General features: G+C 70.9%; 16 protein-coding genes and 2 tRNA genes. 9 read left to right on the top strand and 9 right to left on the bottom strand.

Annotated features, from left to right (window positions below):
* The first annotated feature begins 36 nt into the window (after positions 1-36).
* The 6 genes from KUM32_RS24140 (at position 37) to KUM32_RS24115 (ending at position 4,975) form a co-directional block, all read left to right on the top strand.
* A complete protein-coding gene (locus tag KUM32_RS24140) occupies positions 37-1,089 on the top strand; it encodes a 2-aminoethylphosphonate ABC transporter substrate-binding protein (protein WP_217144036.1) in 1,053 nt (350 codons plus the stop codon).
* Between the two features lie 77 nt (positions 1,090-1,166).
* A complete protein-coding gene (locus tag KUM32_RS24135) occupies positions 1,167-1,946 on the top strand; it encodes an HAD-IIA family hydrolase (protein ID WP_217144035.1) in 780 nt (259 codons plus the stop codon).
* Positions 1,947-2,056: 110 nt separating this feature from the next.
* A complete protein-coding gene (locus tag KUM32_RS24130; RefSeq protein ID WP_217144034.1) occupies positions 2,057-2,620 on the top strand; it encodes a hypothetical protein in 564 nt (187 codons plus the stop codon).
* Between the two features lie 3 nt (positions 2,621-2,623).
* The gene (locus KUM32_RS24125; RefSeq protein WP_217144033.1) at positions 2,624-3,313 is read left to right on the top strand and encodes a class F sortase; all 690 of its coding nucleotides are present in this window, start codon (positions 2,624-2,626) and stop codon (positions 3,311-3,313) included.
* A gap of 80 nt (positions 3,314-3,393) precedes the next feature.
* A complete protein-coding gene (locus KUM32_RS24120; RefSeq protein ID WP_217144032.1) occupies positions 3,394-3,822 on the top strand; it encodes a VOC family protein in 429 nt (142 codons plus the stop codon).
* Between the two features lie 118 nt (positions 3,823-3,940).
* Positions 3,941-4,975 (top strand): glycoside hydrolase family 6 protein, encoded by a 1,035-nt coding sequence (locus tag KUM32_RS24115; RefSeq protein ID WP_217144031.1) that lies wholly within the window; start codon positions 3,941-3,943, stop codon positions 4,973-4,975.
* 90 nt (positions 4,976-5,065) lie between these two features.
* Here KUM32_RS24115 and KUM32_RS24110 read toward each other — a convergent pair whose 3' ends face one another.
* The 3 genes from KUM32_RS24110 to KUM32_RS24100 all read right to left on the bottom strand — a co-directional run bounded on the left by KUM32_RS24110 (position 5,066) and on the right by KUM32_RS24100 (position 9,343).
* The gene (locus KUM32_RS24110; RefSeq protein ID WP_217144030.1) at positions 5,066-7,003 is read right to left on the bottom strand and encodes a kelch motif-containing protein; all 1,938 of its coding nucleotides are present in this window, start codon (positions 7,001-7,003) and stop codon (positions 5,066-5,068) included.
* On the bottom strand, positions 7,000-8,988 hold the full coding sequence (locus KUM32_RS24105) for a glycosyltransferase family 2 protein (RefSeq protein WP_217144029.1): 1,989 nt from the start codon (positions 8,986-8,988) through the stop codon (positions 7,000-7,002). Before KUM32_RS24105 ends, KUM32_RS24110 begins: the two co-directional genes overlap by 4 nt.
* Before the next feature lie 281 nt (positions 8,989-9,269).
* Positions 9,270-9,343: transfer RNA gene (locus KUM32_RS24100), tRNA-Lys, on the bottom strand.
* Positions 9,344-9,575: 232 nt separating this feature from the next.
* On the opposite strand from KUM32_RS24100, the gene KUM32_RS24095 reads away from it, so the two are divergent.
* From KUM32_RS24095 to KUM32_RS24085, 3 genes are all read left to right on the top strand, one after another.
* A complete protein-coding gene (locus tag KUM32_RS24095; protein ID WP_217144028.1) occupies positions 9,576-10,904 on the top strand; it encodes a peptidoglycan-binding protein in 1,329 nt (442 codons plus the stop codon).
* 59 nt (positions 10,905-10,963) lie between these two features.
* Positions 10,964-12,109 carry an SPFH domain-containing protein gene (locus KUM32_RS24090; RefSeq protein WP_217144027.1) on the top strand — a complete coding sequence of 382 codons (1,146 nt, stop codon included), beginning with the start codon at positions 10,964-10,966 and terminating at the stop codon, positions 12,107-12,109.
* Positions 12,110-12,228: 119 nt separating this feature from the next.
* Complete coding sequence (locus KUM32_RS24085; RefSeq protein ID WP_217144026.1) at positions 12,229-12,834, top strand: lytic polysaccharide monooxygenase; 606 nt, start codon at positions 12,229-12,231, stop codon at positions 12,832-12,834.
* A 43-nt stretch (positions 12,835-12,877) separates the two neighbouring features.
* Here the strand turns inward: KUM32_RS24085 and KUM32_RS24080 are convergent.
* The 6 genes from KUM32_RS24080 to ehuB form a co-directional block, all read right to left on the bottom strand.
* Positions 12,878-12,951 (bottom strand) — tRNA-Lys (locus tag KUM32_RS24080).
* 45 nt (positions 12,952-12,996) lie between these two features.
* Entirely contained in the window at positions 12,997-13,797 is an 801-nt protein-coding gene (locus KUM32_RS24075) for an IclR family transcriptional regulator (RefSeq protein WP_217144025.1), read from the bottom strand.
* Between the two features lie 221 nt (positions 13,798-14,018).
* Entirely contained in the window at positions 14,019-14,804 is a 786-nt protein-coding gene (gene ehuA, locus KUM32_RS24070; RefSeq protein WP_217144024.1) for an ectoine/hydroxyectoine ABC transporter ATP-binding protein EhuA, read from the bottom strand.
* Positions 14,794-15,444 (bottom strand): ectoine/hydroxyectoine ABC transporter permease subunit EhuD, encoded by a 651-nt coding sequence (ehuD, locus tag KUM32_RS24065; protein ID WP_217144023.1) that lies wholly within the window; start codon positions 15,442-15,444, stop codon positions 14,794-14,796. The genes ehuA and ehuD overlap by 11 nt, the downstream gene beginning before the upstream one ends.
* The gene (gene ehuC, locus KUM32_RS24060; protein WP_217144022.1) at positions 15,441-16,145 is read right to left on the bottom strand and encodes an ectoine/hydroxyectoine ABC transporter permease subunit EhuC; all 705 of its coding nucleotides are present in this window, start codon (positions 16,143-16,145) and stop codon (positions 15,441-15,443) included. Before ehuC ends, ehuD begins: the two co-directional genes overlap by 4 nt.
* Positions 16,142-17,071: an ectoine/hydroxyectoine ABC transporter substrate-binding protein EhuB gene (ehuB, locus tag KUM32_RS24055; protein ID WP_217144021.1), complete on the bottom strand. Its 930-nt coding sequence runs from the start codon at positions 17,069-17,071 to the stop codon at positions 16,142-16,144. The genes ehuC and ehuB overlap by 4 nt, the downstream gene beginning before the upstream one ends.
* Between the last annotated feature and the right edge of the window lie 240 nt (positions 17,072-17,311).

The following is a 17,311-nucleotide window of genomic DNA, read 5'->3' as shown; positions in this document are numbered from 1 at the left end:
CCGCACACCCACCCCGTGCAAGGAGTTCACCTCGCCATGCCCAGGAACACCGCCAAGCCGCTCGCCGCCCTCTGCGTCCTCGCCCTCCCGCTGACCGCCTGCGGCGGCAACTCCGCCGCCTCCGACGAGAACGTCGTCACCGTCTACAGCGCCGACGGCCTCAAGGGCGAGCACGGCGACGGCTGGTACGACCGGATCTTCAAGGACTTCGAGAAGGAGACCGGCATCAAGGTCGAGTACGTCGAGGGCGGCTCCGGCGCGATGGTGCAGCGCGCCGTCCGCGAGAAGCGCAACCCGCAGGCCGACGTACTCGTCACCCTCCCGCCGTTCATCCAGCAGGCCGACACCAAGGGCCTGCTGCAGAAGTACGTCCCCGAGGGCGCCGACCGGGTCGACGGCGCCGACAAGGCGGCGGGCGGCACCTGGACCGCCGTCGTCAACAACTACTTCGGGTTCGTCCACAACACCAAGGAGCTGAAGCAGGCCCCCACCACCTGGGAGGAACTACTCGACGGCAGGTACAAGGACAAGATCCAGTACTCCACCCCCGGCGTCGCCGGCGACGGCACCGCCGTCCTCATCAAGGCCATGCACGACTTCGGCGGCGAGAAGCCCGCCATGGAGTACCTGAAGAAGCTCCAGGCCAACAACGTCGGCCCGTCCGCCTCCACCGGCAAGCTCGCCCCCAAGGTCGACAAGGGCGAACTGCTCGTCGCCAACGGGGACGTCCAGATGAACTACGCCCAGTCCAAGACCATGCCGAACCTCGGCATCTGGTTCCCGGCCCGCGAGGGCGGCAGGCCCACCACCTTCGCCCTGCCCTACGCGGCCGGCCTGGTCACCAAGGCCCCGCACGGCGACAACGGCAGGAAGCTCCTCGACTACATGCTGAGCCAGAAGGCGCAGGCGCAGGTCAGCGAGGTCGGCGGCGGCTTCGCGGCCCGCCAGGACGTCAAGGCCACCGACGCCGACGCCATCGCCCTCACCAAGCTGATGGACGGCGTCGAGGTCTTCGAGCCCGACTGGAACGACATCGAGAAGAACCTCACCTCCTACATCGACGCCTGGAAGGAGGCCACCGGAAGCTGAGACGGCCGTTCCCACAAGATCCTGCTCTGTTTAGGCTGGGGCGCACGCAGGACCGCGTACGGCAGGAGATCCCGCACATGGCAGACCGCAAGCCCATCGAGTCGTGGCTCACCGACATGGACGGGGTCCTCATCCACGAGGGCGTGCCGATCCCCGGCGCCGACGCCTTCATCAAGAGGCTCCGCGAGTCCGGCAAGCCCTTCCTGGTGCTCACCAACAACTCGATCTACACCCCGCGCGACCTGCACGCCCGGCTGCGCCGCATGGGCCTGGAGGTGCCGATCGAGTCCATCTGGACCTCGGCGCTGGCCACCGCCAAGTTCCTGGACGACCAGCGCCCCGGCGGCTCGGCCTACGTCATCGGCGAGGCCGGGCTGACCACGGCCCTGCACGACATCGGCTACATCCTCACCGACCACGACCCCGACTACGTGGTCCTCGGCGAGACCCGCACGTACTCCTTCGAGGCCATGACGAAGGCGGTACGGCTCATCAACGCCGGCGCCCGGTTCATCTGCACCAACCCCGACGAGACCGGCCCCTCCACCGAGGGGCCGCTCCCGGCGACCGGCGCGGTGGCCGCGCTGATCACCAAGGCGACCGGCAAGCAGCCGTACTTCGCCGGCAAGCCCAACCCGCTGATGATGCGCACCGGGCTCAACGCGATCGGCGCACACTCCGAGACCAGCGCGATGATCGGTGACCGCATGGACACCGACGTGCTGGCCGGCATGGAGGCCGGGATGCAGACCTTCCTCGTGCTCACCGGCCTGACCCGGCCCGAGCAGATCGAGGACTTCCCGTACCGCCCGTCCAAGGTGGTCGACTCGATCGCGGACCTCGTCGAGCTGATCTGAACCCGTAAACCCGCGGACCCCGGGGACAGCCCGATCGGAGCAGTCGGGCCCTCGCGCAGGATGCGGGGGCCCGCCTCGCGGGGGAGCCTCCAGGTAACTGGAGGTGCACGATGAGTTCGCTGAAGGTCACTGTCTGTGCCGGTGCGGCACTGGCCCTGGTGCTCACGCCGGTCGCCCCGGCCGCGTACGCGGCGGACGGCGGCGGAGTCTCGGTGACTCCGTCCTCCCCGGCCCCCGGGGGCGACGTCACGCTGCGCGTGTCCGACTGCGCCGCGACGACGGCCCTCGCCACGTCGGCGGCGTTCGACTCCGAGGTACGGCTCTCCCCGGCCGGCGAGGACGGGGAGCTCGTCGGCTCCGGCCGGATCCGCTCCACCACGGACGCCGACGCCCACGCCGTGTGGGTCACGTGCGGCGACGCCGTCCGCCGGGGCACCGTCACCGTCGCCGAGCGGCGCCGCCCGGCGACTCCCACCGCCCCCGCCTCGCCCGTCGCCCCCGTCGACGCGGGCGGTGGCGGCGCCGTGCGCCTGGCCGCCCCGGACACCCGGGACGAGGCCCGGCCCGCGCCTCCCGGCACGGCGCACACCGTGACCGGCCTGGTCCTCGCGGCCATCGCCGCCGTCGCCGTCGCGCTGCGCGGCGTCCGCAGCCGCAACGGCGGGGCGGGCTGACCCGTGTCCGGACAGGACGAGCGGAGCCCCGCCGGTTCCGGCCGCACGGTGACCGGCATCGCCTGGGTGGTGCTGCTGCTCGGGCTGTGGCTGTGGGGCCGCGAGGCCACCGACGTGCGCGCGGGCGTGCCCCGGCCGGCCACCGGCGACATGGCGGCGGCCGGCCGGCCCCCCGACATACCGCTGCCGCCCGCCCACGCACCGCTCGACGAGGCGCCGCCGCAGCGGCTGGACATCCCCGGACTCGGCCTGCGGGCCCCGGTCGTGGCCCGCGGCCTCGACACCAGGGGCGCCATCGAACCGCCGCCCTACGACCGGCCCGGCACCGTCGGCTGGTACGCGGACGGCGTGACACCGGGCGCGGCCGGGACCGCGCTGCTGGTGGGCCACGTCGACACCGAGACCCGGCCCGCCGTCTTCTACGAGGTCAGCACCCTGGAGCCCGGCGAGACGATCCGGGTGGTCCGGGACGACGCCGAGGTCGCCGAGTTCACGGTCGACGACGTCCAGGTCCTCGCCCGCGACGGCTTCGACGCCCGGCAGGCCTACGGTCCGCGCGGCACGGGACGCGCCGAACTCCGCCTGATCACCTGCGGCGGCACCTTCGACCGCGCCACCGGCACCTACACGGCCAACGTGATCGTCTCGGCGTACCTGACCGGAACGGGCGCCCAGGGGGCGGCCCGTGACTGACCGTCGGCACGAGGACGGTCGGCCGGGAAACCGGCCCATGGGGCGTGAGCGGCGGCAGAGCCCCTTGATACTGTGCGCCGATGTCAGAGACCAAGAAGTTCCAGGTCACCTTCGACTGCGCGGAACCGGAGCGCCTCGCCCGCTTCTGGTGCGAGGTGCTGGGGTACGTCGTACCGCCACCGCCCGAGGGGTTCGCCACATGGGACGACTACAAGGAAGCGCAGCCGCCTGAGCAGCGGGATTCCTGGTTCGCCTGCGTCGATCCCTCCGGCGTGGGCCCGCGGTTGTACTTCCAGCGCGTCCCCGAGGGCAAGGCCGCCAAGAACCGGGTGCACCTCGATGTGCGGGTCGGCACCGGACTCGTGGGCGAGGAGCGCCTCGCCGCGCTCGAGGCCGAACGCGCGCGACTGGTCCCACTCGGCGCGGTACACGTGCGAACGCTGTACGACGGCACCGACTCGTGCATCCCGATGCTGGACATCGAGGGCAACGAGTTCTGTATCGACTGAGACGTCTCCGGCTCGGCCCCTGACCGGCGCCGCCCGCAACGGCTCCTCGGCGCACTCGTGGCCTGTCGTGGGCGTATGTCACGATTGAGCCTTGGAACAGTGCACCCAGGGGGGTCGGATGTACGGCAGCAGGGGGGCCGGAGCGTTGTCCACGAGGCGAGCGTCCGCGGCGGTGCTGGGGGCGGTGCTGTTGCTCGCCGGCTGCTCGTCCTCCGGGGACGGGGACGACGAGGACAAGAACGCGGGCGCGGGGATCACGCAGCAGCCCAGGGAGACCGACCCGTTCTGGGTCAACCCCGACGGCACGGCGGCCCGGCAGGTGGCCTCCCTGGAGAAGTCCGGGAAGAAGGAGCAGGCCGCGAGGATCCGCAAGATCGCCGAGCAGCCGACCGGCGAGTGGATCAGCCCGGAGAACCCCGAGGAGCAGGCCCGCGGTTTCACCGAGGCCGCCCACGAGGCCGGACGCACCGCGCTGCTCGTCCTCTACAACGTCCCGCACCGCGACTGCGGCCAGTACTCGGGCGGCGGCGCCGCCGACGGCAACGCGTACCGCGCCTTCGTCGACGGCGTGGCCGCGGGCATCGGCGACCGCGCCGCCACCGTCATCCTGGAACCGGACGCGGTGCTGCACCTGGTGGACGGCTGCACCCCCCAGGAGTTCCACGAGGAGCGCTACGACCTCCTCAAGGGCGCCGTCGCCAAGCTCACGGCCCTGAAGAACACCAAGGTCTACCTGGACGCGGGCAACGCCGGCTGGGGCCACCCCGACCAGATCTTCGAACCGCTGAAGCGGGCCGGCCTCGACCAGGCCGACGGCTTCTCGGTCAATGTCTCGAACTTCTACACCACCGAGGACTCCATCGCCTACGGCAAGCAGCTGTCCGCCAAGGTCGGCGGCAAGCACTTCGTCATCGACACCAGCCGCAACGGCAACGGCCCCTACACCGAGGGCGATCCGGGCGAGCGCTGGTGCAACCCGCCGGGCCGCGCCCTCGGCGAGACCCCGACGACGAAGACGGCCGACCCCCTCGTGGACGCCTACCTGTGGGTCAAGCGCCCCGGGGAGTCGGACGGCGAGTGCAAGGGCGGCCCGAAGGCCGGCGAATGGTGGCCGGAGTACGCACTGAAGCTGGCGCAAGGGACGACCCCCTAGGGGCGCGGGGCTGTGACAGGTGCGGCCACCGCCGCGTGCGCGCGACGAGCCGCAGCGCTCCCGCACCCCGAGGCACAGCCTGCGGGAGCGTCAGGGGACGTGCACCCACTGCGCCTTGGAGGGCGTCCCCTCCCCGTCCGTCACGAACATCATGTACCAGCCCGACTGGACCAGGTTCTTGTTCTCCGGGACCGTCACCGTCAGCCTGTCCCCGTCCGCCTTGAAGTCCAGCGCGATGGACCGCTGGTCGACGTCGGTGACGTGCGTCGAGGCGCTCGGCCGGATCAGCCGCACCTTCTTGACCGTCGAGGCCGCCCGCGAGGTGAACGTGCCCGACGCGCCGCGCTCGATGGTCTGCGGGCCACCGGACAGGTCCGGCCGCGAGTCCCGGTACAGGTAGGGCGGCGTGTAGATCTCGATGCGCTGCTCGAACTTGCCCGGCTTGGTGTTCGCCTTGTCGCCGTAGAGCGAGTCCGAGCCGAAGAACATCAGGCGACCGTCGGGCAGCAGGATCGAACCGGAGTGGTAGTTGCGCCCCACCAGCGGGTCGGCGACCTGTTCGAACTCGTTGGTCTCCGGGTGGTAGAGCCGGGCCTGGAGGACGTTGGAGTCGCTGCGGCCCCGGTAGTCCTCCGAGCCGCCGGAGACCAGCACGCTGTCGTCGGGCAGGACCGAGGCCTGCGGATAGCGCGTGCCCTTCTCCAGTGACGGCCCGTCCACGAACTTCGGGTCGTCGGCCTTGAGGTCGGCGATCCGCGTCTTCTCGCTGGCCAGCTTGGACTCGCCGACCCCGCCGCCGCCGATCACCATGTACTTCTCGTCCTGCGCCGGCGGCAGCAGCACCGTGTTGGCGGTCTCCAGCATGTTCGCGTCGCTCATGCCGGGGACCTTGGTGAACTTGTTGGTCTCCACGTCCCAGATGCCCGGGTCACGGCCCACGTCGTCGGGGCCGTAGCCGGCGTTCGCACCCGAGTAGAAGACCTTGCCGTTCTGCATCAGGAACAGCGCCGGGTACGTCGGGAACTGGCGGACCTTGTCGGTGTAGGTCCACTTCTTGGTCTCGGGGTCGTAGATCTCGTTCTTGCCCGGCACCAGTTGGCCGATGTCGTCGAGACCGGAGACGCTGAGGATCCTGCCGTCGCTCAGGGTGGTGAGCGTCGGGTACCAGCGGGCCTCGTGCATCGGGTCGACCTTGATGTACTTCTCGGCGACCGGGTCGAACTCGAAGGCGTCCCGGATGCCCTGGAAGTCCTTCTTGTCGAGGGCGAGTTTCTGCGCGATGCCGTAGGTGTTGCGCGCGTCCGCGCCCGACAGGCCCTGGACGGTGTAGTTGTCCTGCGTGCCCGTCTCGTACTCGGCGCCGCTCTTCTGCGCCTCGACGTAGATCCGGCCGAAGCCCGGGTCGTTGCGCAGGAACGCGCCGGTCTCCGGGTCGAAGACCTTCTTGGCGCGGGGCACCAGGACCGGGTCCTTGGAGACGAACGTCTTGCCGTTCTCCTTGCCGGTGAACCTGGTGCCGGCCGGCAGGGTGATCGGCTTGTCCGGGTTCTCGTTGTGGACGATCATCAGGCCGCCGGCCTTGGTGACGTCACCCTTGAGCTTCTCGTACCGCTTGGTGCCGCCCGCGATCAGCAGGTTGCCGTTGGCGAGCTGGGTGTGGCCCGTGCAGAACAGGTCGGTCGGCGTCGGCACCTTCTTGACGGTCCCCTTGACCGGGTCCCAGATCCGGGTGTCGAACTGCTTCGCGTCGAAGTTGTCCTGGTTGTTGCCCGACCCCGCCACCAGCAGCACCTTGCCGGTGCGCAGCAGCGCCGCGTGGATGGTGTTCTGCCGGTACTCCTCGGGAAACTCGATGATCTCCCACTTGCCGTTGGCGGCCTTGTACTCCGGCTTGTTGATCTTGTACTGGTGGTATTTCTCGGTTCCGAAGCGGTAGAGCCACGGCCCGTTCATCCCGGCCAGCGCGACTACCACCGCCGTACCTATCGCGAAGCGACGGGCGCGGCGGCGGCCGGCACGGTCTTTCATTCCTTACGTCCCCCAAGTCCACCAAGGGCGATCTGCATGGTCTGGTCGCTGTCCCCGTCGGAGGGGGCAGCCCAGTCGGGCTTCCGCCGCGCCGCGTGCGGCGCGTACGCCTGCTCGGGCGCCTGCTCGGGCACCGACTGCTGCTGCGGCGGGACCGGCGGTGCCGGCTCCGCCGCCACGACCGGCGGTTTCTTCTTCGCCTTCCGCAGTTCGTGGCGCCAGGCGAACATCGGCGAGGCGGTGATCAGCAGGGCGAACGTCGCCCAGATGATCATGGCGGGGTGGGAGTGCCCGAGTACGAAGCCCGCGGTGATCGAACCGGCGAAGATCAGGATGAAGTACCAGTGGTACCGGAAGGTCCCGAACAGCGTGTCGGGGCTGGCCGAGTCGCCCTTCGGGGTCACCACGAACTTGCTCTTGCGGCGCAGCACGGAGTCGATGAGCGCCTTCGCGTACAGCGGCGCCGACAGGGCGGACATGATCATGCCGGCCACGCCGCCGGAGCCCTCCGGCTCGTGCGGCGAGACGTTGTGGCGGCGGTTCCAGACGTACAGGCCGATCTGGAGCGCGGAGGCGTTGCCGTAGAGCATCAGCCAGACCGCGGGGTCGATGTTCACACCCGAGGCGCCCAGACCCAGGAACAGCGCACAGCTGAGCGCCGCCAGGATCCAGTTCAGGGCCGACATCGGGTAGAAGATGATCATCATCGTGTAGTTGAAGAGCTTGCTCGGCGGCAGCGAGTACCAGCCCTTCCAGTACTGCTTGAGGATCGTCTCGTACGTCCCTCGCGACCAGCGCATCTGCTGGGTGAAGAAGTCCGTCCAGGCGTTGGGTCCCTCACCGACCGCGAGCACGTCCGGCGTGTAGACCGAGCGCCACTTGCGGCCCGTGGCCGGGTTCTTGTGGCGGTGGATCTCGAAGCCGGTCGCCATGTCCTCGGTGATCGAGTCGTACAGACCGCCGATCTGCTTGAGCGCCTTGATGCGCACCGCGTTGGAGGTGCCCACGAACATGGGGGAGCCGTAGCGGTTGCCCGCGCGCTGGATCAGGGCGTGGAAGAGGAACTGCTGCGACTCGGCGGCCTTGGTGATCGGGTTGTCGTAGTTGCCGTAGACCTGCGGGCCGATGACGAAGCCGACGTCCGGGTCGCGGAAGAAGCCGAGCATCCGCTCCAGGTAGTTGGGCAGCGGCACGTGGTCGGTGTCGACGGAGGCGAAGAAGTCGTACTCGTCGCCGTGGGCTTCCAGCCAGGCGTTGTAGTTGCCGTGCTTGGTCTTGGCACGGTGCGGGCCCTTGGGCATGTTCCACTTCGCGACGCCCTTGCGGGAGAAGTGGTGCACGCCGAGGCGCGCGCAGACCGCCTTGACCTCGGGGTCGTCGCCCTCGTCGAGGAGCCAGACGTGCATCAGACCGCGGTGGCGGATCTTCACGGCCGCCTCCAGGGTCTTCGTCACCATCTCCAGCGGCTCCTTGCCGGGCACGAAGGAGGTGAGGAAGGCGACGCGGGTGCCGCTCTCGGGCACCACCGGGACCGGGTCGCGGGCGACCAGCGTGGCGTGCGCGTTCGACAGCACGTTCAGGCAGCGGAACAGCTCGATCAGGCCGATCGCGACGAGCATCACGATGTCGAGCGCGGGCAGCCAGTCGAAGGCCGGGTAGTCGCGGTCGGTCCAGTGCTCCGGCTGGAGCAGCCACACCAGCAGCACCACCGACAGCAGCGGCGCCGCGGCCAGCATCAGGGCGACCCGGAAGCGGTGCGGCTCCTGGGAGATCAGCGAGCGGTACTGGACCTTGTACGGCCGGTGCGGGTCGGGCTGGGTGAGGGGGCCCGCGAGCCGGCTGTAGTGCTCGTAGTCGTACCGCGGCAGGGTCTTCTTTATTCGACGGAACGAGCCGGTGTTCCAGTTCCGGTGCGAGACCGCCCTGAGCTGGGTGGTCCGGGACGGGTCGTGGTCCTGCCCGGCGCCCGTCGGCGTCGACGTCATGAGTCATCCCCCCACACGCGCGTCACGCGTGTTTCGTAGCTTCCTTCGCCTGCGCCGGTCCCCCTCGACCGTCACGGACGACACAGTGGTGGGTGGCGGTCACCACGGCGTCCACAGCTTATCTAGACACGGAATGACGGCCCCCGGTTGCATGATGCCCCCCTCGGCATCCGTCCCCCCAACCGGACCAGGGTTCTACGGCCGTCGGTGTGATCGCAAGATGTCCGCGTCCGGGTACACCAAAGGCCTCCCGTGTGGTACAGGAGGCCTTCAGTCGTCTGTGCGCCGCCAGGGACTCGAACCCCGGACCCGCTGATTAAGAGTCAGCTGCTCTAACCAACTGAGCTAGCGGCGCCTGCTGACCTGCACAACTCTACCCGACCCCGGAGGGTGCTCGGACCGTCCCCCGGGGTCGGCGGCGGGCGGCGGGCGGGGCGGCGTCCTCCCGTGCGCCCGCCCGGGTGCATCCTTCGGTCCGTCAACATGCGCGCGGGCAAGACGGTTGAGAAACTGATCACCGCGCACCGACGCGCTCCGTCGACGTGCAGCGCCGCTGACATTTCCACCTGGTGTGTGAGGGGAATCGCATGGAGACTCCGGTATTCGAGGAATTCGAGCCCGCGAGCGACTGCGACTGCCCCGGTTGCCGGCACTGGCGCCGTGTGCTGCCGCATTCCCCGGCCGGCCACGCCCCCGCCCATCCGGCGGCCCACCGCGTGCTGGTCGTGGCCGCCGCCGCCGCTTCCGCCCTCGTCACGACCCAGGCCGCGGCGGCCCCGGCCGCCGCCCACGCCGCGCCCCGGCCGGGCGGCGTCTTCGCGGGCCAGGGCGTCGACACCCCGCAGGGGCCCAGGGCCGCGCTGCACGGCCGGACCGGCAGGCCGGTGGCGCCCCCGACCGCGGTGGCACCGGTCGCCCTCACCCGTGCGGAGATCATCGAACGGGCCAAGGCCTGGGTCACCGCCAAGGTCCCGTACAGCACGACCGCGTACTGGTCCGACGGTTACCGGCAGGACTGCTCGGGTTATGTGTCGATGGCGTGGAAACTGCCCACCAACGAATGGACGGGGAGCCTCGGCGCCTTCGCGGACCGGATCACCAAGGAGGAACTCGAACCCGGCGACATCCTGCTGTTCCACAACGCGTCCGACCCGCAGCGGGATTCGCACGTGGTGATCTTCGGCGGCTGGACGGACCAGGCGCACACCACCTACACGGCCTACGAGCAGACCCCGCCGCACACCCGCGAGCTGGCCACGCCCTACGCCTACTGGAGCAACTCCGACAAGTACCTGCCCTACCGCTACAAGGGGGTCACGGCGCGCACGGCGGCCGGGGCGCCGTCCGCCGCCTCCGCCCCGGGAGCGTCCCCCTCCTCCCGGGGGGTGCTCTCCGCCTACCCGGGAGCGTCCTCCTTCGGCCCCGGCGCGAGCGGCGAGCACATCACCGAGCTGGGCCGGATGCTCGTCGCCCGCGGCGGCGGACACTTCTACCCCTCCGGGCCCGGCACGCGCTGGTCGGAGGCGGACCGCAGGGCGACCCGGGCGTTCCAGCTGGCCCAGGGCTGGCGGGGCCCGGACGCCGACGGGCTGCCCGGTCCGAAGACCTGGCGGCTCCTGGCCGAGGGCAGGGGGAAGGACATCCCGGCCCCGGCCGCGCGCCCCGCCTCGCACGGCGTGGCCGGTTACCCCGGCCGGGCGTTGTTCGGACCGGGCGCGGACAACCCGTACGTCACCCGGCTCGGCCGGCAGCTGGTGAAGAAGGGATTCGGCGAGTACTACACGACCGGACCGGGTCCGCGCTGGGGCGAGGCGGACCGGCGGGGTGTCGAGGCCTTCCAGCGTGCCCAGGGCTGGCGCGGTGGCGCGGCGAACGGCCACCCGGGCCCGGAGACCTGGCGGCGGCTCTTCTCATGACCGTCCGCCGACGGTGACCACCCGTTCATGGCGCATCTGGCGCGGAGGCTGGAGCACGCATGAGTACGACCTCTTCCACCAACCCGGACATCAGGCCACCGGCCGCTCCCCGGCCCGAAGCGGCGGCGGAGTCCGGTCCCCGGCCGAACCGGGTCATCCACAACGAGGCCACCACCGAGATCCCCGTCCACCTGCTGTTCCGCGACGACCCCGATCCGACGCCGGTGCCGCTGCGGCCCGCGGTCGTCGGCCGTCGGCAGGGCACGGGGGAGCGGCCCCGGACACGGCGCCCCGGCGCCGCGCGCCCGCGCCCCGTGCTGCGGGCCGACCCGGAGCTGAGGGAGCGCCCGGCCCGGGTGCTGCCCGGCGTGGCGGGCGTGGCCGCCGGGGTCTGCGGAGCGGCCGGCTGCGCGGTGACCTCCTGGTGGGCGGGGGTCCTTCCGCCGCTCGCGGCCGGGGCGCCGGGGCTGCCCGCGTACGGGGGTGCGGGGCTCGGGCCCGCGCAGTGGGCGGCGTATCTGGCCGCCGGGGCGCTGGGGCTGTTCGGCTTCGGCGGACTGGCCCGGGGCCGGACCGGGCAGGCCTGGGTGCTCGGCCTGTTCGGCCGCTACCGGGGGACCGTCCGGCGCACCGGCCTGATGTGGGTCAACCCGCTGCTGCTGCGCCGCCGGGTCGACGTCCGGCTGCGGCACTGGCGCAGCGAACCGATGCCCGCGGCCGACGGCAACGGGGTCGCGCTGCGGGTGGTGACGCTGGTGGTGTGGCGGGTGCGGGAGACCGCGCGGGCCACGCTGGGTATCGAGGACCACGAGACGTATCTGCGCGAGTGCGTCGAGGCGGCGCTGGCCCGGGTCCCGGTGGAGCCGCTCGGCACGGTGCGCAGTGCGGCGGACGTGGCCGGCGAGACGCTGACCCGGCTGGTGGCGGCGGACGTGGCGCCGGTCGGCCTGGAGGTGTTCTCGGTGCGGCCGGTCCGCGTGGAGTACGCCCCCGAGGTCGCCGCGGCGATGCACCGGCGCCGGATCGCCGCGCTGGACGCGGCGCAGCGGGCGAGCGTGCTCACCTCGGTCGTGGACTCGGTGGAGGACACGGTGACCCGGCTGACCATGCGCGGGCTGGTCGAACTGGACGACTACGAACGCAAGGTGCTGGTGAAGGACCTGACGGTGGCGTTCTGCGCGGGGCGGGGTGACCCGGGGGTCTGACCCCGCGTCCGACCCGTGCCGCGATTGGTATGGACATGTTCAAAGTGCGCTCATAATCTGGGACTTGGTCTAGACCTGCACGGCTCACTGAATCTCCCCCACGTCACAGGAGCAGCAGTATGCGCACAAGGACCAAGTTGTATGCCGCCGCGGTGGGCATGGCGACCACCGGAGCCCTCGTGCTCTCGTCCGGCGGTGCCAGCGGCCACGGCTACACCGACCTCCCGGTCAGCCGGCAGAAGGTCTGCCAGAACGGCACCGTCACCGGATGCGGTGCCATCCAGTGGGAGCCGCAGAGCGTCGAGGGACCCAAGGGCTTCCCGGCCTCCGGACCGGCCGACGGGAAGATCTGCTCCGCCGGGCACGGGCCGTTCGCCGCGCTCGACAGCCCCAGGCGGCCGGACGGCCAGGCGTGGCCGACCACCAAGGTGAACGGCGGGCAGAGCTACACCTTCCGCTGGCAGTTCACCGCCCGGCACGCCACGACCGACTTCAGGTACTACGTCACCAAGCAGGGGTGGAACCAGAACCACAGCCTGGCCCGGTCCGACCTCAACCTGACGCCGTTCTTCACGGTGCCCTACGGCGGCCAGCGCCCGCCGGCCACGCTCTCCCACAGCGGCACGCTGCCGTCCGGGCTGAGCGGGCACCACGTCGTCCTCGCGGTGTGGACGGTCGCCGACACGGGCAACGCGTTCTACGCGTGCTCGGACGTGACCTTCTGAACGAGCGGAGGGCCCCTCGCCTGAGCGAGGGGCCCTCCTTCTGTGCGCCGCCAGGGACTCGAACCCCGGACCCGCTGATTAAGAGTCAGCTGCTCTAACCAACTGAGCTAGCGGCGCATGACTCCCGCCGTCCGCTTCCCGCGGTCGGCGACGAAGAAAATACTACCCGGTCCCGAGGGGTGCTCGTGACCAGGCGCCCGCGGGCTGGATCGCGAGGGACAGCAGTACCGGCGCCGCGTTCCGGTTCAGCTCGTCCGCGGCCCGCCGCAGCCGGTGGGCCTGCTGGACCGGGAGGGACAGGGCCAGGCAGCCCACGGCGGAACCGGCCGTGACCGGGACGGCCGCGCAGACCGTGCCCACCGCGTACTCCTGGAGGTCGAGGACGGGCGCGGCCGGCGGATGGGACTCCAGCCGGGACAGCAGGAGCTCGTCGCTGGTGATGGTGCGCGAGGTCAGCCGGGCCATCCTGTGCCGGGCGAGATGGTCGCGGCGGCCGGCGCGGTCCAGCTGGGTCAGCAGGCTCTTGCCGAGCGCGGTGGCGTGCGCCGCGTCACGGAAGTCCACCCACTCGTGCACCCTGGGGGTGGCCGGACCGTCGGCGTACTGGACGACGCTGACCTCGCCCTCGACGTACCGGCCGACGTAGACGGCGGCGCCCACCGCGTCGCGCAGGCGGTCCAGGGTGCGCTGGAGCATCTCGCGCGGGGCCCGTTCGCCGCCGTGGGCCGAGCCCAGGCGGGCCAGGGCCTCCCCGGTGACGTACGTGCCCTCGGTGGTCCGCTCGACGTAGCCCTCCCGGTGCAGCAGGCCCAGGAGCGTGGTCAGTCGCTCCCGGCCGAGGCCGGTGTGCCGGGCGAGTTCCGTGCCGGTGATTCCGGTGGTGTGCCGCGCCACCGTCTCCAGGACGCGCAGGGCGCCCTGGGCCCAGTGGTGCGGCGCGGTCGGTTGGTCCTGCAGCGCCACGGTGGTCTCCCCCTGCGCTAGCCAGCGAGGCCCCTGCCCCGATCCGGGCAGCGGATCCCCCTCACGATAGCCGCCAAGCATGCGGGCGCGAGGGGGAGTTGACGGGATTACCCGGCTCCCATCTGCGGAGCCGGCCCACTGGCATATGCCAGAGGCGTGCCCCAATGCCCCGGCCTCGGGCGTTGGGGCGGCGACGGCCACGGGGGCGCGGCAGCACGGGGTCACAGCACGGCGCTGAGGAATTCCCGCGTCCGGTCGTGCTCCGGCTCGCTGAAGATCTTCTCCGGCGGTCCCGCCTCGATGACCCGTCCCGAGTCGAACATCAGGACCTGGTCCGAGATGTCCCGGGCGAAGTTCATCTCGTGGGTCACGCACAGCATCGTGATGTCCGTGCTGCGGGCGATGTCCCGCAGCAGGTCGAGGACGCCCGCGACCAGCTCCGGGTCCAGCGCCGAGGTCACCTCGTCGAGGAGGAGCACCTTCGGCCGCATCGCCAGTGCCCGGGCGATCGCCACGCGCTGCTGCTGTCCGCCGGAGAGCTGGGCCGGGCGGGCGTCGCACTTGTCGGCCAGGCCCACCATGTCGAGCAGGCCCTCGGCCCGCTCCACGGCCTCGTCCCTGGACATCCCGAGCACCGTGACCGGCGCCTCGGTGATGTTGCGCAGGACGCTCATGTTCGGGAACAGGTTGAACTGCTGGAAGACCATCCCGATCTGCTTGCGCACCTCGCGGCGCTGCTTCTCGGGGGCCGGGAACAGCTGCTGCCCGTCGACGGTGATCGTGCCCTCGTCGGGCTTGAGCAGCGTCATCAGCAGCCGCAGGATCGTCGTCTTGCCCGACCCGGAGGGGCCGATCAGGGTGACGTGCCGGCCGGCGTCGACGGAGAAGTCCAGGTGGTCGAGGACGGTGTTGTCCCCGAACCGCTTGGTGACCCGCTCCAGCCGGATCAGCTCGCCGGAGCTGCGCTCGGGGCTCTTCTCGGGGTTGGGGAGGGTGTCAGTGGGCAAGGCGTCGCTCCAGGGCTCGCAGGGCAAGGGAGGCCAGGTAGGAGACGATGACGAAGGCCACGCCGATCACCGTCAGGGGCTCGGTGAACTGGAAGTTCTGCTGGGAGAACAGCCGTGCCTCACCGAGCATCTCCAGCACCGTGATCGCCATCAGCAACGGCGTGTCCTTCAGCATGGAGATCACGTAGTTGCCGAGGGCGGGCACCACCCGGCGGATCGCCTGCGGCAGGATGACCGCCGTCCACGTCCGTCCCAGCGGCAGGTTCAGCGCCGTCGCGGCCTCCCACTGGCCGACCGGCACCGCCTCGATGCCGGCCCGGTAGACCTGCATCGTGTACGTCGAGTAGTGCAGGCCGATGGCGGCCACACCCGTGGTGAGCGCGGAGAAGGTCAGCCCCCACTCGGGCAGCACGTAGAAGAGGAAGAAGAGCTGCACCAACAGGGGAGTGTTCCGCACGAACTCGGTGACCACGCCGACGGGCCAGGTCACCCAGCGGCTCGGCACCCGCATCAGCAGCGCCCACACCAGTCCCAGCACGAACGAGACCAGCGAGCCGAGCACCAGGATCTGCAGGGTGACCAGCAGCCCGTCCCAGAAGTGCGGCATGAAGTCGGAGACCGCGCCCCAGTCCCACTTCATCGGACACCCCCGATCCCGGCCGGCTCAGGAGTGCCGGCCCCGCGCTTCGGCGCCGCCTTCCCGACGCCCGCCTTCAGCTTCTTCTCCAGCCCGCGCATCAGCCGCGTGAGCAGGAACGCGATCACGAAGTAGATGAGCAGGACGTAGGTGTAGATCTCCGCGCTCTCCTGCAGCGCGAGACGCACCAGGTTGCCGCTGAACGCCAGGTCGCCCATGCCCATGACCGACACCAGGGCGGTGCCCTTGAGCAGCTCGACCAGCAGGTTCGAGAAGGGCGGGATCATCTCCGGCACCGCCTGCGGCAGCAGGATCAGCTTCATCCGCTGCCAGGGCGTGAAGCTGAGGGCGATGCCGCCCTCCTTCTGCGCCGGGTCGACCGCGCCGAGCGCGCCGCGCACGATCTCGGATCCGTACGCCCCGTAGGTCAGGCCGAGGGCCAGCGTGCCCGCCCACATCGGCACCAGCTGCCAGCCGAAGGCCGGCGGCAGCACGAAGAACACCCAGAAGATCATCACCAGCGCCGAGGTCCCGCGGAACACCTCGGTGTAGAAGCCCGCGACGAAGCGGACGATCCACAGCCGGTGGGTGCGCGCGACGCCGGCCACGAAGGAGACGGCCGTCGCCAGCAGCGCGCTGAAGAAGAGCAGCTGGATCGTCACCCAGGTGCCCTGGAGCACGAGTTCCCACAGTCCGGACGTCATCCGCCGCACAACTCCTTCGCGGTCAGATCGGTCATCTCGTCCTCGGTGAACCCGAACGGCTCGAGGATGCGGAGCAGTTCACCGCTCTTCTTGAGCTTCCGGAGCTCGCCGTTGAAGGCGTCCCGCAGGTTGGTCTCGGTCGGCCGGAAGGCGAAACCGCCGCCGTCGACGTGCGGCTTGCCGTCGACGACCGGCTTGAACGCCTCCGTCACCTCGGTCTTCGAGGACTTCTTCACCACCTCGCGGGTGGTCAGCGCCGTGCCCGCGAAGACGTCCACGCGCCCGGCCTCGACGGCGTTGAGGCCGGCCACCTGGTCGGGCACGATCAGGATGTCGCCCTCCTCGTACCCGGCCTCGACCGCGTACTGGATCTCGGCGTACCCGGTGCCGGTCGCGAACCTGGCCTTCTTCTCCACGACGTCCCGGTAGTCGCGCAGGCCCAGGGGGTTCCCCTTGCGCACGATGAAGGAGTCGAGCATCTGGTAGTCGGGGTCGGAGAAGATGACCTGCTCGCAGCGGTCCGGGTTGATGTACATCCCGGCCGCCACGACGTCGAACTGCTGTGACGCCAGCCCCGGGATGAGGGAGCCGAACTCCGTCGGCACCGGCTGCACCCGGTCCACTCCGAGCCGCTTGAAGATGACCTTCGCCAGCTCCGGTGCCTCGCCGGTCAGCTCGCCGTTCCTGTCGATGTACCCGAAGGGGATCTCGCCCGCGATGCCGAGCCGGACCACGCCCTGCGCCCGGAGGCGGTCGAGCAGGTCACCGCCTTCCACGTCCGACGCCGTGGCCACCCGCGAGCAGCCGGCGGCTCCCAGCGCGCCGAGCGCCGCGACCCCCGCGAGCAGCGATCGGCGAGTGGGCCCCGAACTCCCGGGCCTGCGGACGGATATGCCCCATGGAGGGGTTCTGTGTGGTGGAGCCATGGGCGCGCAGCTACCCGAAGCCCCGAAGGTTATGCCGGTCCTTTTCGGCCCGATCCGACGGCACGGCGCCCCGGGCCGCGCCGCCCCGGCCCCCTGCCGTGGCGGGCGTGGCCGATCGACGCGCCGAAGTCTCGCTGGTCACACGGGGGATCACGGGCACGGCCCGACCGCCGGACGACCGTGCCCGGTCACCTGCGCGGCGGGCCGGAACGCGGCTCCCCCGACCGGCGACGCGCATCA

The organism is Streptomyces sp. AC627_RSS907, from assembly GCF_019049165.1.
This window is presented reverse-complemented; position numbering and strand designations above follow the sequence as displayed.

What these genes read in the sequence shown, in the direction of transcription:
- KUM32_RS24115 (WP_217144031.1), top strand. Translation starts at nt 3,941, where the DNA reads ATGTACGGCAGCAGGGGGGCCGGAGCGTTGTCCACGAGGCGAGCGTCC.
- KUM32_RS24130 (WP_217144034.1), top strand. Translation starts at nt 2,057, where the DNA reads ATGAGTTCGCTGAAGGTCACTGTCTGTGCCGGTGCGGCACTGGCCCTG.
- ehuB (WP_217144021.1), bottom strand. Translation starts at nt 17,071, where the DNA reads ATGGCTCCACCACACAGAACCCCTCCATGGGGCATATCCGTCCGCAGG.
- ehuD (WP_217144023.1), bottom strand. Translation starts at nt 15,444, where the DNA reads ATGAAGTGGGACTGGGGCGCGGTCTCCGACTTCATGCCGCACTTCTGG.
- KUM32_RS24120 (WP_217144032.1), top strand. Translation starts at nt 3,394, where the DNA reads ATGTCAGAGACCAAGAAGTTCCAGGTCACCTTCGACTGCGCGGAACCG.
- KUM32_RS24090 (WP_217144027.1), top strand. Translation starts at nt 10,964, where the DNA reads ATGAGTACGACCTCTTCCACCAACCCGGACATCAGGCCACCGGCCGCT.
- KUM32_RS24105 (WP_217144029.1), bottom strand. Translation starts at nt 8,988, where the DNA reads ATGACGTCGACGCCGACGGGCGCCGGGCAGGACCACGACCCGTCCCGG.
- KUM32_RS24110 (WP_217144030.1), bottom strand. Translation starts at nt 7,003, where the DNA reads ATGAAAGACCGTGCCGGCCGCCGCCGCGCCCGTCGCTTCGCGATAGGT.
- KUM32_RS24140 (WP_217144036.1), top strand. Translation starts at nt 37, where the DNA reads ATGCCCAGGAACACCGCCAAGCCGCTCGCCGCCCTCTGCGTCCTCGCC.
- KUM32_RS24135 (WP_217144035.1), top strand. Translation starts at nt 1,167, where the DNA reads ATGGCAGACCGCAAGCCCATCGAGTCGTGGCTCACCGACATGGACGGG.
- KUM32_RS24085 (WP_217144026.1), top strand. Translation starts at nt 12,229, where the DNA reads ATGCGCACAAGGACCAAGTTGTATGCCGCCGCGGTGGGCATGGCGACC.
- ehuC (WP_217144022.1), bottom strand. Translation starts at nt 16,145, where the DNA reads ATGACGTCCGGACTGTGGGAACTCGTGCTCCAGGGCACCTGGGTGACG.
- KUM32_RS24095 (WP_217144028.1), top strand. Translation starts at nt 9,576, where the DNA reads ATGGAGACTCCGGTATTCGAGGAATTCGAGCCCGCGAGCGACTGCGAC.